The organism is Pseudomonas sp. SDO5215_S409 (assembly GCF_054071325.1).
Map to the genome: position 1 here is coordinate 20,696 of NZ_JBSVWN010000001.1, position 14,950 is coordinate 35,645.

Here is a 14,950-nt window from a genome sequence, read left to right on the forward strand (position 1 = left end):
TCAAAGGGCCGGGTTTGTGCGCAGGCGCTCCACGGCCTCGACGACGTTGCGCGCCTTGACCAGGGTTTCGTTGAACTCTTCCTGGGGGTCGGACAAGGCCGTGATCGCCCCGCCCACGCCAACCTGTGCCCGGCCTTGGCTGATCAGCACCGAACGAATCACGATGCTCAAGTCGCAGGCGCCGCCCAGGCTGAACCAGCCCAAAGCGCCGGAGTAAATGCCCCGTGGGCCCTGCTCCAGCCGGTCGATGATGTCCAGCGTGCGTTTTTTCGGCGCGCCGGTCATGGAGCCACCGGGAAACGCCGCCTTGATGCACTGCACCGCCGACACGCCGGGCTTGAGCGTGCCGCGAATGGTGGACACCAACTGGTGCACATGGGAGTAGGTTTCTACGTCGAACAGCCGCGGCACATGCACCGAACCCAAGGTGCAGACTTGCCCCAGGTCGTTGCGCAGCAGGTCAACGATCATCAGGTTTTCGGCGCGGTCCTTTTCACTGCTGCGCAAATCCTCGATCTGCCAGGCGTCGTCGCCCGCATCGCTGCCTCGCGGGCGGGTGCCCTTGATCGGTTTTGCTTCGGCGTTGCCGTGACGGTCGATGCTCAGGAAACGCTCGGGGGAGGCGCTGACCAGGTGGAAGTCATCGACCTGGAAATACCCCGCGTGGGGTGCAGGCGACAAGGTGCGCAACTGCCGGTAGAGGTCGAACGGGCGGTGCTTGAACGGGAATTCGATCAGGTTGGTCAGGCAAATCTCGTAACTTTCGCCGTGAGCAATCTCAGTCAGGCATTCGTCGATCTTGTCGAGGTAGGCCTGGCGCTCATGCCGCAGGCGGGCATGCCGGGCGATCCATTGCTGCACATCGTCCAGAGGCATACGCGTGTTGGGCACGGTAGGCGCCGGGGGCGCTTGCGTGGCCAGGTCGGTCAGCAGCGCCTGGGTTTCGTCGAACCACTGGTTGGCCTGCTCGGTTTCGTCCGGAGTGCGGGCCAGGTGCAGCAGCCAGGTCTGGTGTTCCTGGTGATCGAGCACAATCAGGCGCGTGGCGAAGATAAACGCCGCATCGTGAGCCGGTGAGCGGTAAGCGGCGTTGCCCAGGGTCTGGCTCTTGAGCTCATAACCGAGCACCCCGACATACCCCAGGTTGAAATCGAACGGTAATTCCGGCGGGCATTCGACGGTCCGTGCTTGCAACCGTTGTTGCAAAAAATCAAAAAAGTTGCCGGTTTCAACCACCTGTACGGTTTCAGCCTCGCTAATAGTCGCCTGCCGCAGGTTGGCGTTATAAGTGATACTTTCTGCCTGCGGCCCACGGTCATCGCCCATAAATGAAAAGCGCGAAAACCCGGAAATAACCCGACCACTTTCCAATAAGAACTTACGCGTTTGTGCGTGAAACAAACGTTCGAATAATTCCACCGCATCCGCACAAACGGGCACGGCTCTACATTGCACCTTCGCCATTGTCATGGGGTGTCCTTAGTTAATTACGGGAATGAGTCAGGGCGTTGAGGCCGCTCAGCAGTGGCCCATCGCTATATCCCGAAAGTTGCGGAACAATTGATCGCCCGCCTGGGTACTGATGGATTCCGGATGAAACTGCACGCCGTGTAACGGCCGCTGCGTGTGCTCAATGCCGTGGATCATGCCGTCACTGCCCCAAGCGGTCAGCTTGAACGGCCCGGTGAGCTGCTCGACCCGCAACGAGTGATAACGCACCACCGACAACTCATCAGCCAAGCCCTTGAACACCCCGCTGCCGCTGTGCCGGATCACGCTGACACGCCCGTGCATAGGCTCCGGCGCCCGGGAAACCGTCATGCCATGCACCTGCGCCATGCACTGATGCCCCAGGCACACCCCCAACACCGGGAGGGGGCTGTGGCGAATCACCTGCGCACTCACCCCCACATCGTCAGCCCGTGCCGGGTGCCCTGGGCCCGGTGAAACAATCACACAGTCATAACGATCGAAATCAATGTGTTCAAAGGCGGTGGTATTTAATACAACCGTGGGGGCTTCACCACAGACTTGGCCCATGGCCTGATAGATGTTGTACGTAAACGAATCAAAGTTATCGACAATAAGCGTCCGACACATGGCGTACCTGCCCACGCAAGAGTTCACGGTTATAAGTAAGGGTTGGCGGGGGTGAACGGTGTGTTCATGCCCCAGGGCAGATAATTAATTAGGTGGCTGGGTGAAATGCAAGGGGTGCATTTTCATACGGCTAATGTGTTTATAATTTTTATTAGTTGGACGGATTATTCGGTGGCGAAATATATAACACGGGGTTATTTGTCTGACAACCGTACCTACTCACTTAAGTACGTAACCCCGCTTATGTGCTGACCCGGAAAACAGGGACACGTCAGCAGGTCATCTCCCCGCTGAGTACGGCGCCCGTTCGACGATCTGCTATGGCAGGGAGACTTGATCGTGTGTGGCTCGCCTCACCGACTTCATCCACACAAAAAACACCGGCACCCACACCACCCCCAGCACCGTCGCGGCCAGCATCCCGCCGATGACTCCCGTGCCAATCGCGCGTTGGCTCGCGGCGCCTGCGCCGGTTGCGATGGTCAGTGGCACCACTCCCAGGATAAATGCCATGGACGTCATGACAATCGGCCGAAAGCGCAGCCGCGCTGCCTGCACCGCAGCGTCGCAGAGCCCAAGGCCCTTGGCGTGCAGCGCCTTGGCGAATTCCACGATGAGGATCGCGTTTTTCGCCGCCAGCCCGATGATCGTGATGAGCCCCACCTTGAAGTACACATCGTTGGGCATTCCCATGACCGTGACCGCCGCCACGGAACCAAGCATGCCCACGGGCACGATCAGCAGCACCGCAAAGGGAATGCTCCAGCTTTCATACAGCGCCACCAGCACCAGCAGCACCACGATCAACGACAACCCCACCAACCACGGCGCCTGGTGGCTGGCCTGTTGTTCCTGAAGCGAGAGCCCGGCCCACTCCAGGTTGAACCCGGCCGGCAGTTGGCGAGCGATGGTTTGCAGGGCTTGCATGGCCTGGCCGGTGCTGTAGCCGGGGGCGGCCTCGCCGGAGAAGCGCAGCGCGGTGGAGCCGTTGTACCGCAACAACTGCAGCGGCCCGACTTGCCACTGGAACTGGCTGAAGGCTTCCAACGGCACCAGGCCGCCCTCGCGGTTGGGCACTTGCAGGCGCAGCAGTGACTCAGGCGTTTGGCGGCTGGCACCCTCGGCCTGGACGATCACGCGTTGCATGCGCCCGTGATTGGGGAATTCGTTGATCTGCTCCGAGCCCAGCGCCGCCGAAAGTGCCGAGCTGATCACGTCAAAGCTCACGCCCAGGGCTTGGGCTTTTTCCCGGTCGATGCTCACGTTGATCTGGGGCGAGTCCGCCAGGCCGTCTTCGCGCAGCGACCCAATGGCCGCAGAGGCCTTGGCGGCCTTGAGCAGTTGGGCGCGGGCGTTCAGCAGGGCGTCACGGCCCTGCCCTGTCAGGTCTTGCAAACGCAGCTCAAACCCGCTGGAGGTGCCCAGGCCGTCGACCGGCGGCGGCACGGTGCTGAACACGGTGGCTTCGGTGGCCACCTCAAACGCGTCGGTCGCGCGGCGGGCAATGGCCTCGCTGCCCTGCCCGGCGGCGCGCAGCGACCAGTCCTTGAGGCTGACAAACGACAACGCCGCATTGGCCCCTACCCCGGAAAAACTGAAGCCCAGGATGGTCAGCACCTGGTCGGTGGACGGTTGGGCCAGTGCGTACTGCTCCCACGCCTGCACCGTGACGTCGGTGCGAGAGGCCGAAGCGGCCGGCGGCAACTGAATATCGGTGATGGTGTAGCCCTGGTCTTCGGTCGGCATGAACGAGGACGGCAACCGCCAGTACGCCAAGGCCAGCACCACCAGCAACAGCCCATACAGCCACAGGCTGCGGGTATGGTGGCGGACCAGCCGGGCGCTGAGCCGTTCATAGCGCTGGGCCAGGGCGTTGAAATGGCGGTTAAAAACGCTAGCCTGCCGACCGTGTTGTGCAGGGTCATGGGGTTTGATCAAGGTGGCGCACAGTGCCGGGGTCAGCGTCAGGGCCAGGAACCCGGAAAACAGGATCGATACCGACAACGCCATGGAGAACTGCTGGTAGATCACCCCCACCGAGCCACCCATGAACGCCAGCGGCAGAAACACGGCGGCCAGCACCAGGGTGATGCCGACGATGGCGCCGCTGATCTGCTGCATCGCCTTGCGTGTGGCGGCCTTGGGCGACAGGCCTTCCTCGGTGATCAACCGCTCGACGTTCTCCACCACCACAATCGAGTCGTCCACCAGAATGCCGATGGCCAGGACCATGCCGAACAGCGTCATCATGTTGATCGAAAACCCCAGCGGCCCCATCACTGCCACCGTACCCAGCAGGCACACCGGCACGGTGATCGCCGGAATCAAGGTGTAGCGCAGGTTCTGCAGGAACAGCAGCATCACCAGAAACACCAGGGCCATGGTTTCGATCAGGGTGTAGACGACTTGCCGGATCGCCACGTCGACAAAATATGAGGTGTCGTATGGCACGCTCAGGGTCATGCCGGGCGGCAAGGTGCCGGACAGTTGATCGAGCCGCTGCTTCACTGCGGTTGCGGTTTGCAGCGCATTGGCGCCCGGGGCCAGTTGCACCGACATTGCCGCCGTCGGCTTGCCGTTGAGGCGGGCGTCGAAGCGGTAATCCTGGCGGCCCAGTTCCACACGCGCCACATCGCGCAGCCGCACGGCCGCGCCGTCGGCGTTGGCGCGCAGCACGATATTGCCAAACGCCTCAACGGACTCCAGTTGCCCCTGCACCATCACCGTGGCGGTAATGCGCTGCTCGGCGGGCCCCGGACGTTCGCCCATGCTGCCGGCCGGCACCTGCACGTTTTGCGCGGCGATGGCCTGGCTCACATCGGACATGGACAGGTTGTAGCCCACCAGCCGGGCCGGATCGACCCAGATACGCATGGCCCGCTCGGCGGTGTACATCTGCACCCGCCCCACGCCAGCCACGCGGCGGATCTCGTTGTTGACCCCGCGTGCGGCGTAATCGGCCAGGCCAATGGAGTCCTGCTGGTCGCCGGTGTACGACAACGCGTAGATCATCAGGAAGTTGGCGCGCACCTGCTCCACTTTCAAGCCTTGCTCGATCACTGCCTGGGGCAGCCGCCCGGTAATGCGCTGCAAGCGGTTTTGCACGTCGATCTGGGCCAGGTCCGGGTCTGTGCCGGGCTTGAAGGTGATGGTGGTTTCGGCACTGCCGTTGGCGCTGTTGGACTCGTAGTACAGCAGGTCCTTGAGCCCGTTGAGTTCTTCTTCCAGCACGCTGGTGATGTTCTGGTTGATGATCTGCGCCGACGCGCCCGGGTAGCTGGCCGTGACACTGACTTGCGGCGGTGCCACGTCGGGGTATTGGCTCACCGGCAGGCGCCCCAGCGTCAGGGCGCCCAGCAGCACGATAAACAGGGCGATCACCCAGGCGAAGTTCGGCCGCTCGATAAAAAAGTCGCTCATCTCAGTGCGCGGCCTGTTGCGTGGCCAGGCTGATGACACTGACCTGGCTGCCAGCGGTGAGCTTGTCGGCCCGCTCCACCACCACCTGCTCACCCGCCGCGAGCCCTTGGGTGATCTGCCATTCGCTGCCGATCATCGCGCCGGTGCTGACCACCCGCTCATGCAGCACGTTGTGCCCGTCCACCACCATCAACCTGGCCTGCCCATCGCTGGCGCGCTGCACCGCTTGCTGGGGCACGAACAGGGCTTGCGGGTCCACTCCCGCCGGGGCCTGGACGCGTACATACAGGCCCGGCAGCAACAGGTTGTCGGGGTTGGGGAACTCGCCGCGCAGGGTGACTTGGCCGGTGTTGCGGTCTACCGAAATATCGGAAAACAGCAGCTTGCCAACGCGGGTTTGCGCGGGGCTGCCCACCTGTACCGAGACTTGCGCAGCCCCCTCTGGGGTAAGGGTCAGGCGGCCGTTGGCCAAGGCTTGGCGCAGGGCCACGACTTGTTCGGCAGGTTGGGTGAAGTCGGCGTAAATCGGGTCCAATTGCTGGATGCGGGCCATGGGCGTGGCCTCACCCTGGCCCACCAGCGCCCCTTCGGTGACCAGGGCACGCCCGATGCGCCCGTTGATGGGCGCGCGCACCTGAGCGTAATCGAGGTTGAGCCGGGCGGTGGCCAGATCGGCTTCGGCGCCCAGGCGGTCGGCCTTGGCTCGCTTGAGGTCGGCCACGGCGTCGTCAAACACCTGGGGGCTGACCGCGTTGATCTCCACCAGTTGCTTGTAGCGTTGTACGTGAGCCGTGGCGCGATAGATGTCGGCCTGCGCCTTGGCCACGTCCCCTTCGACCCGTTTCAAGGCTGCTTTGAGCGGCGCCGGGTCGATGCTGAACAGCAACTGCCCGGCCTTGACGTCGCTGCCTTCTTCAAAATGGCGGGTCAGTACCACACCGGCAACGCGTGCCCGCACCTCGGCCACGCGCACCGGCTCCATGCGTCCAGGCAGCTCGGCGGTCATCGCGTAGGCGCGCGGTTGCACGGTGAGGGTCTGGACCTGCACCGCCACCGCCGGGTGTTCAGCCGCTGGCGATGGTGCATCGCAACCGCCGAGGGTAAGCGCCGCCAGCAGCAACCCGCCGGCCTTGATCATCGGTGACGCCTTGAGCATGTTGAGTCCTTGCGCTGAACAGCTTGCCTGCCCGTTCCCGGGGCAGGCGCGGGCGTCATGGGCGAGCGTTGATCGACCGGGCAGCCTCGAAGAGTATCTGCGCCACAAAGTCGATTTCTTCCTGGGTGATGATCAAGGGCGGCAGGAACCGCACAGTCGCGCCATGGCGCCCGCCCAGCTCGACGATCAGCCCATGCTTGAGGCAAGCCTGCTGGAACGCCTTGGCCCGTGCAGTATCTACAGGCGGGTGGCCTTGCACGTCAAGTGCGCCGTGTGGGTCGACGATTTCCATGCCCAGCATCAGGCCGCGCCCGCGCACATCGCCCACCCAGGCAAATTCGCTTTGCAGCGCCTGCAACTGCTTGCGCAGGTGTGCGCCAGCCGTTTGGGCGTGGGCGATCAACCCTTGTTCGCGAATAAAGCGCAGCGTCGCGGTGCCGGCGGCCATGGCCAGTTGGTTGCCACGGAAGGTGCCGGCGTGCGCGCCGGGCTGCCAGACGTCCAGCGAATCGTTGTACACCATCACCGACAACGGCAGCCCGCCACCAATGGCCTTGGACAAGGTGATGACATCTGGCGTGATGCCCGACTGCTCAAAACCGAACATATGACCACTGCGGGCAATGCCGCACTGAATTTCGTCGACGATCAGTGCAATGCCATGGGTCTTGGTCAGCCTGCGCAGTTCCTGCAACCAGCGATCGGGCGCGGCGATCACCCCGCCCTCCCCCTGGATCGGCTCCAGGATCATCGCGGCCGGCAGGGTCACGCCGCTTTCCGGGTCATTGAGCAGGTGTTCCAGGTAGCGCACGTTCAGCGTGACGCCTTGCTCACCGGCCACGCCGAACGGGCAGCGGTAATCATGCGGGTAAGGCAGGCGCTGCACGCCCGGCATCAGCGCGCCCAAGGCATTTTTGGGCGACAGGTTGCCGCTGATGGCCAGCGTGCCCAGGGTCATGCCGTGGTAGGCGCCTTCAAAGGCCAGCACCGAGTGGCGCCCGGTGGCGGTGCGCGTCAACTTGAGCGCAGCTTCCACGGCATCAGCGCCGCTGGGGCCGCAAAACTGGATGCGTGCGTTGCGTGCGAATTCGGGCGGCAAGCAGCCGAAAATTTCCTGGACGAACGCGTCCTTGACCGGGGTCATCAAGTCCAGCGTGTGCATAGGCACGCCAGCAGCCATCACGTGGGTGATGGCCTCGATGATCACCGGGTGGTTGTGCCCCAGCGCCAGGGTGCCGGCACCCGCGAGGCAGTCGACGAACACTTGGCCGCGACTGTCCTGTACGTAAATGCCATGGGCCCGTTCGAGCACCAGCGGGATGCGTCGTGGGTAACTGCGGGCATTGGACTCTTGCTGTTGCTGACGCTCGAGCATCGGCGTGGGGTCAAGGCAGTACGGTGTGTGAAGCCCGGTGTGCAACAGGCGTAGCTGTGGCGCACCACCCGTCGTGGCAGTCGAAAAGGCACTCATGATGTCCTCCATGGAGGCTGGGTTTGGGAGCAAACAGAACGGCCTGAACGCGAGTGCTTCAGGCTGTGACAGCCTTGAAACCGGGCGCGCAGAGAGGGCCTCTGCGCGCCTGCCGGTTTACATGTCGTAACGCAGAACCAGGCCAAAGGTGCGGGGCGCGCCCACATCGATGATGTCGCCACTGCGGTTGTTGGTGATGTATTGCTTGTCGAAGGCGTTTTTCACGTAGCCCGACACCGCGACGTTTTTGGTGACCTTGTACTCGGTGCTGAAGTTGGTCAGCACGTAGTTGTCGCTGCGGCGCACCTTGTCCACCTTGCCGTTGTCATCGAATTCGAACTCCGACGGCGCAGTGCTCTGGTAGGTGACGTCCGTGTTGAAGGTCAACCGGTCGTTCCAGCGGTACGTACCACCCACCGACAGCTTGTATTTGGGCGAATAGAGGAACGGCTGGCCGCTGCGGTCCAGGCCGTCGCCGGTGTTGAAGTCCTTGTACTTGCTGTCGGTCACGGCGCCGCCGACGCTGAGGGTCAGCTGCTCGCCGAAGTCTTTTTCGACGGTCACTTCCAGGCCCTTGATGTCGCTGCGACCGGCGTTGTAGACCAGGAAGAAATCACCCGACGGGTCGAGCACGCTGACCTGCTGGTCTTTCCAGTCGGTGTAGTACAGGTTGGCACGGGCGCGCAGGGTCTTGTCCAGGAACGAACCGCGGTAGGACAGCTCGTAGTTGGTGGTGTATTCCGGGTCGTAAGGCAGGTGACCGCCACCGGCCCGCACGTTCACACCGCCGCCCCGGTAGCCTTTCTGCACCATGAAGCCCAGGTACTGGTCGGGCATGAACTGGTAGTCCACGCCGACTTTGGGCAGGAAGGCGTTGAACGTCTTCTTGACCTTGCCCGGGCTTGAGAAGTCATCGCGGGTGATGTCGGTGTCGTTGGTTTCGTAGTCGTAGCGCAGGCCGGTGATCAGGGTCCAGTCCGGGGCGAACGTCCAGTTCACTTCACCGAACAGCGCTGCGTTGTCGATGGTCACGTCGCCCTTGGCCGCACCGCGCAGTTTGTCATTGAACAACAGCTGGTCGTGGAAGCTGTTGGTGGTGCGCCCGTAATAGGTGCCGATGAAGCTGCGGATGGTGTCGGACTGGTAACCCAGGCGCAGCTCCTGGCTGAACATGTCGCCGCTCTGGGTCCGCAGGATCACGTTGTTGACCTCGGCGGTCTGGTCGAAGTCCTTGCGGGCCGAGTAGTCGGAGTGGGTGTTGGCCGTGAGGCTGGTCAGGGTCCAGGCATCGTTGAGGCGGTAGTCGATCTTCGCGCTCAGGGTGTCTTGCTTGAGGTTATCGAAGGCCTGGGTGTTGGAAGCCACCTTGTAAAAGCCGACCTTGTCGCCGATACGCGTGATCGAGTTGTCGCCCTGGCGGTGTTCGTTGTGCGCATAGGTCAGCAGCACATCGGTGTCGTCATTGGGCAGGATCAGCAATTTGCCGCGGTAGTTGCTGGTGCGGTGCGGGTTGGCGTCGTCGTGGTTGGTGGTGTTGCGGATGTAACCGTCACCGTCCTGGGTGTCGATGGCGATACGGCCGGCGATCTTGTCGTCGACGATCGAGCCACCGCCGGCCACGGCCACACCGTGCTCACCGTAGTTGCCGATGTTGGTCTGCGCGGAGAAGGACGGGTCGAAGGTCGGGTTCTTGGTCTGGATAACCACGGCGCCGGCCAGCGAGTTGCGGCCTTGGGTGGTGGACTGCGGGCCCAGGAACACCTCGACCTGTTCGGCGTCCCAAAGGCCGATGGGGCTCAATGTCAGCGCGCGGTTCGGTTGCTGGGCGCCGTCTACATACACCGACACGGCGCCGTTCAAAGTGGCCGGGCCCTGGTCATCGAAACCGGACACCGGCACGCCGCGAATACCCCAGTTTTCGTTGCCCGCCTGGTTGTACACGCCAGGGGTGCGAGCGAACACGTCGATCAGGCTGTGATCGGCTTTTTCGCGCAGTTGTTGTTCGGTGCTCACCGCGACACTGGACTGGGTTTGCTCCAGGGTGCGATTGATTTTTTCGCCCGTGACCGTAATGGGTGCAATCTCCATTTTGGTCGGTTGATCGTCGGCCCAAGCCGTGTTCACCAGGCACATCGCCGACCCGATGGCCAACGCAAGTGTATTCTTTTTGAAATTCACGCCCCGCTCCCCTACCACAGATATTTGTAATTTTATCAGTTGGCAAAATGCTGTTTTGAGCCCAGCGGGGCGGAGTCTAATCCAAAAAAATTATTAAAGAAATACTATTGATAATCCCTCTCATTCACACCTAGTATGTCCGGCGTAACGAGTTGAACACATTTTTGGTTACATGTTTATTGAAGGCCACTGCCCTGCTTTCACGGCCTGCTGTCACGGTGTCCACGCGCCTAAAAACACAAACAGGATGTGCAAAGGATGACCTCAATCGAACACCCGAACGGACGTTCCGAGTCTTTTTCCATTGCGGGTGAACCCCACCCTTCAGCGCAGTTGCCAAGAACGGTATATGCCCAACCCGGGCAATCGATTCATGCGCTTGACCCCCTTATCAGGGACAGCCTCGTCGAAACCTTGAACACCGTCGGTGGTGTGCTGTTTCGAGGCTTCAACGTGCCCACCCCCATCGACTTTAAACGCTTTGCCGCCAGTTTTGGCTTGCCCCTGGCCAGCTACGAATTTGGCTCCACGCCACGCAGCAAAGTGTTCGCCGGGGTCTACAGCTCCACCGAATACCCGGCCCATCAATTTATCCCGCTGCACAACGAACAGGCCTACACCCGGCCCTGGCCGTCGCGCATCTGGTTCCACTGCATCAAGGCCAGTGAAACCGGCGGCGAAACGCCGATTGCCGACAGCCGCCTGATCTACCAGCGCATGCCGGAGGCGATTCGCGAGCTGTTCGCCCAGCGCGAGCTGTTGTACGTGCGTAACTACAGCGGCGCGCTGGACCTGCCGTGGCAAAAAGTCTTCAACACCGAAGACCGCGCCCAGGTAGAGCGCTATTGCCGGGACAACGGCATCGAGTGGGAATGGAAAGCCGACGGCGACCTGCGCACCCGTCAACGTTGCGCGGCAGTGCTGCAGCACCCCGAAACCCTCGAATGGGTGTGGTTCAACCAGGCTCACCTGTTTCATGTGTCGGCCATCGAACCTGCCGTGCGTGCCAGCCTGTTGGCCGCGGTGGGCGAAGAGAACCTGCCGCGTCACGTCTATTTTGGCGATGGCTCGGCCATTCCCGACGCCATGCTTGAGACGGTGCGCGAGGTTTATCGCCAGACCACCGTCAGCTTCCCCTGGGAAGCGGGCGACATTCTGATGCTCGACAATCGACTGGTCGCCCACGGGCGCAATCCTTACACGGGTGACCGAAAAGTCATCGTTGCCATGGCGTAACCCCCACCATGTTTGCATTCAACCACTGGACCGAAGTGCTGGAGGCTAACGCCCTGCACTTCCCGCAGCGTGCCGCCTTGCATTTTTTGTCGGACGGCGTCGAGATCGGCGAAAGCCTCACCTTCGGCCAATTGCACGAACAATCGCGCTCGCTGGCGGCCGCCTTGCAAGCCCGCTACTCGGCCGGCGACCGGGTGCTGTTGATGCTGCCCAGCAGCCTCGACTATGCCCGTGCCTTTTGCGCCTGCTTATATGCAGGGCTGATCGCCGTGCCCTTGTTCCCGCCGCCCTCACGCAAGCCACGTCACCTTGACCGGGTGCGCAACGTGGTGGCCGATGCGCAGCCAGCGCTGATCCTTGCCCCGGCGGAGCATTGCCAAGGCTTGCTTGAACTGGTGGATAACCAAGTGCACGTCTGCACCGTCAACGACCTCGGCCAACCGCCTGCCAGCCAATGGCAACGGCCTGCTGTGGAGGGCGCCACCGTAGCCTTTTTGCAGTACACCTCCGGGTCCACCGGCACCCCCAAGGGGGTGGAAGTCCGCCAGCGCAACCTGATTGCCAACGTCGAGCTGATGCGCCAGGCCTACGGGTTCGACGAGCACGGCGCGATGGTCAACTGGCTGCCGCTGTACCACGACATGGGCCTGATTGGCGGCATGCTCGCCCCGCTTTACAGCGGCATGCCCTGCTACCTGATGGCCTCGCAGACGTTCGTCAATGCGCCGTCCACCTGGCTCCAGGCGATCAGCCGCTACCGCGCCACCGCCAGCTTTGCCCCCAACTTTGCCTATGCCCTGTGCAACCGGGTGGTCAGCGACAGCCTGATCGCCCAGCTCGACCTGAGCAGTTGGCAGCACGCAATCAACGGCGCCGAGCCGATCCACCCGGGTACCCTCGAGGCTTTTGCCCAGCGCTTTGCACCCTGTGGTCTCAACCCGTTGGCCATCAGCCCAGGTTATGGCCAGGCCGAGGCCACTCTGTGCGTCAGCGCCACACCGGCCGACGCCTTGCCGGTGGTGTTGCGCCTGAACAAAGCCGTGCTGGAAACCGGCCGCGTGGCGCTGGCCGTGGCCGAGGCGCCGGCCGTGGAGTTTGTCGCCTGTGGTTATCCGCAGGCGTTGCACCACATCGCGATCGCCAACCCCGACACCCATGAGCGCTGCGCTGCCGATCGCATCGGTGAAGTCTGGTTGCAGGGCCCGAGCAACGCCGAGGCCTACTGGCAAAACCCCGACGCCAGCCGCACTGCCTTCCAGGCGCAGATCGTCGGGGAGCCTGGGCATTATCTGCGTTCCGGCGACCTTGGCTTCATGCACCAAGGCCAGGTGGTGATCTGCGGTCGCCTCAAAGACTTGCTGATCCTCAATGGCCGCAACCTGTACCCCCACGACATCGAATTTGCGATCACCGACAGCGAACCGGGCATCCGCACCGGGCGTATCGCCGCGTTTTCGTTGATGGACCCGCTGCTGGGCCGCGAGAAACTGGTGATCGTCGCCGAGCCCCAGCGCAAATTCGTCGACCCGGCGCACCACCCGGCGTTGTTTGCCTCGATGCAAAACGCGGTGCGTGAAGCGGCCGACTGCGGCATCGACCACATCGTGCTGGTGGAAGCCGGCACCATCCCCATGACCACCAGCGGCAAAATCGCCCGCCAAGGCGCACGCCAGCAATGGGTGGCCGGTACGCTGAGCGTGATTGCCCAGAGCGCCGGGCCGGTGGTCGCGGTGGCCAACGCGGTTGACCTGACGCAACTCAAACACCAACCGCACTTGGCGCAAGCGGCACTTGAACAGCTGTTGCGCGAGGTCAATCCGTACCTGGTGCCTCAACCTGAGCGCAGCCTGCTCGGCTTGGGGCTGGACTCCATCGGCCTCGCTGATTTTGCCGCGCGCCTGCAGCGTGACCTCGGTTGGCAGGTCGACACCCACAGGCTGTTCAGCGCCCAAACGTTGGGCGAGTGGGCGCAGGCCCTGCAACGGTTTCTTGAGGACGCCGCGCAAACCGCCCCGACCCCGGCCGCTAGCGTCGACGGTGCCGATGCGCGCCAGTCCTACGCCCAACGCCGCTTGTGGTTCCTGCATCAACTCGACCCCCAGGCCACCACGCACAACCTGGTGCTGCACCTCACCCTGCAAGGCCCGCTGGACGCTGATGCGCTGGCGCGCCAGTTGAACGCGCTAGTCCGCCGCCACAGCGTGCTGCGCACGGTGTACCAGGACGGCGTCGACGGCCCGCAACAACGAGTGCTTGCAGACGCCAGCGTGCCGCTTACCCGGCACGCTCATGTGCAGGACTGCCTGGCCCAGGAACACGCGACCCCGCTCGACCTCGCCCAAGGCCCGGCACTGCGTGCTCACCTGATCAGCCACACCGATGACAGGCACGACCTGCTGCTGACCCTGCACCACATCGCCTTTGACGGGCGCTCTGCGCAGTTGCTGCTGGCCGACCTGGCCACCGAGCACACCGCTGAACCCGTCGCGCAATACCTCGACTTTGCCCGCTGGGAACACGCGCACTGGACACCTGCGCGCATCAGTGCGCAGCAGGCGTTCTGGCGCGAACACCTGGCCGACGTCCCGCACACTCTGGCGCTGGGCGGCAGCGGCGCCACCCAGGCCGAACACAGCCTGACCTTCCTGCGGCCCCAGGCAGCCTGTGAACCGTTGGCCCAGCTGGCCCGCGAACAGGGCATGACCCTGTTCATGCTGTTGCTGGCCAGCTACCAATTGGTGCTCAAACAATTGGGCGGCCAGCAACAGTTTTTGCTCGGCACGGATGTCAGCGGTCGCCCACTGGCGGCGCACAACGAGGTGATCGGCTTTTTCGTCAACCAACTCACCCTGCGCTGCAACGTGCACGGTGAGCAGACGCTGGCGGGCTTTTTCGGGCAGGTGCGCGACGAGGCGCTTCTGGCATATGCCCACCAGGACCTGCCGTTCGACCTGGTGGTCGCCGCCCTCTCGCCGCAGCGCCGCCCCGGCCATGCGCCGCTGTTTCAGGTCAAGCTCAACTATCAGCCGTCGCGGGTTGCACCCACGGCGATTGCGGGCGCGCAACTGGTCGCCATGGAAGTGGCGCAAGCACCGGGGGATTTCCACCTGGTGCTGGACCTGGTGCACGCCGCCAGTGGTATCGAGGCCACGCTCAAATACCGCGGCGAATACTTCGATCAGGACCGCGCCCTGCGCCTTCAATACCTGTGGACCCGTTTACTGGACGAGTCCCGCGCGCTGCTGGACGAACCGTTGCCATCCCTGGCCCAGCGCCTCGATGACTGGGACCAGGGGTTCCAGCGTGAACGCCAGCAGTCCCAAGCCCTGGCCGGTCGCAGCCAGTTGCTGCAAACCAAACGTCGCTCACTGACCCTTTGATAGAGGTGG

8 protein-coding genes are annotated in these 14,950 nt (G+C 63.1%); 2 read left to right on the forward strand and 6 right to left on the reverse strand.

What is annotated here, in order from left to right:
- The 6 genes from pabB to ACW9H9_RS00060 all read right to left on the reverse strand — a co-directional run bounded on the left by pabB (position 1) and on the right by ACW9H9_RS00060 (position 10,325).
- Complete coding sequence (pabB, locus tag ACW9H9_RS00035) at positions 1-1,470, reverse strand: aminodeoxychorismate synthase component I (RefSeq protein ID WP_457370517.1); 1,470 nt, start codon at positions 1,468-1,470, stop codon at positions 1-3.
- Between the two features lie 48 nt (positions 1,471-1,518).
- Positions 1,519-2,100 (reverse strand): anthranilate synthase component II, encoded by a 582-nt coding sequence (locus tag ACW9H9_RS00040; protein WP_457341087.1) that lies wholly within the window; start codon positions 2,098-2,100, stop codon positions 1,519-1,521.
- 318 nt (positions 2,101-2,418) lie between these two features.
- A complete protein-coding gene (locus tag ACW9H9_RS00045) occupies positions 2,419-5,520 on the reverse strand; it encodes a multidrug efflux RND transporter permease subunit (RefSeq protein WP_457341086.1) in 3,102 nt (1,033 codons plus the stop codon).
- A gap of 1 nt (position 5,521) precedes the next feature.
- The gene (locus tag ACW9H9_RS00050) at positions 5,522-6,676 is read right to left on the reverse strand and encodes an efflux RND transporter periplasmic adaptor subunit (RefSeq protein ID WP_457341085.1); all 1,155 of its coding nucleotides are present in this window, start codon (positions 6,674-6,676) and stop codon (positions 5,522-5,524) included.
- Between the two features lie 55 nt (positions 6,677-6,731).
- Entirely contained in the window at positions 6,732-8,147 is a 1,416-nt protein-coding gene (locus tag ACW9H9_RS00055) for a diaminobutyrate--2-oxoglutarate transaminase (protein ID WP_457341084.1), read from the reverse strand.
- Positions 8,148-8,264: 117 nt separating this feature from the next.
- On the reverse strand, positions 8,265-10,325 hold the full coding sequence (locus ACW9H9_RS00060; protein ID WP_457341083.1) for a TonB-dependent receptor: 2,061 nt from the start codon (positions 10,323-10,325) through the stop codon (positions 8,265-8,267).
- A 258-nt stretch (positions 10,326-10,583) separates the two neighbouring features.
- On the opposite strand from ACW9H9_RS00060, the gene ACW9H9_RS00065 reads away from it, so the two are divergent.
- Complete coding sequence (locus ACW9H9_RS00065; protein ID WP_457341082.1) at positions 10,584-11,561, forward strand: TauD/TfdA family dioxygenase; 978 nt, start codon at positions 10,584-10,586, stop codon at positions 11,559-11,561.
- 8 nt (positions 11,562-11,569) lie between these two features.
- Positions 11,570-14,941 (forward strand): condensation domain-containing protein, encoded by a 3,372-nt coding sequence (locus ACW9H9_RS00070; RefSeq protein WP_457341081.1) that lies wholly within the window; start codon positions 11,570-11,572, stop codon positions 14,939-14,941.
- Positions 14,942-14,950: the final 9 nt, after the last annotated feature.

What these genes read in the sequence shown, in the direction of transcription:
- ACW9H9_RS00055 (WP_457341084.1), bottom strand. Translation starts at nt 8,147, where the DNA reads ATGAGTGCCTTTTCGACTGCCACGACGGGTGGTGCGCCACAGCTACGC.
- ACW9H9_RS00040 (WP_457341087.1), bottom strand. Translation starts at nt 2,100, where the DNA reads ATGTGTCGGACGCTTATTGTCGATAACTTTGATTCGTTTACGTACAAC.
- pabB (WP_457370517.1), bottom strand. Translation starts at nt 1,470, where the DNA reads ATGACAATGGCGAAGGTGCAATGTAGAGCCGTGCCCGTTTGTGCGGAT.
- ACW9H9_RS00070 (WP_457341081.1), top strand. Translation starts at nt 11,570, where the DNA reads ATGTTTGCATTCAACCACTGGACCGAAGTGCTGGAGGCTAACGCCCTG.
- ACW9H9_RS00050 (WP_457341085.1), bottom strand. Translation starts at nt 6,676, where the DNA reads ATGCTCAAGGCGTCACCGATGATCAAGGCCGGCGGGTTGCTGCTGGCG.
- ACW9H9_RS00045 (WP_457341086.1), bottom strand. Translation starts at nt 5,520, where the DNA reads ATGAGCGACTTTTTTATCGAGCGGCCGAACTTCGCCTGGGTGATCGCC.
- ACW9H9_RS00065 (WP_457341082.1), top strand. Translation starts at nt 10,584, where the DNA reads ATGACCTCAATCGAACACCCGAACGGACGTTCCGAGTCTTTTTCCATT.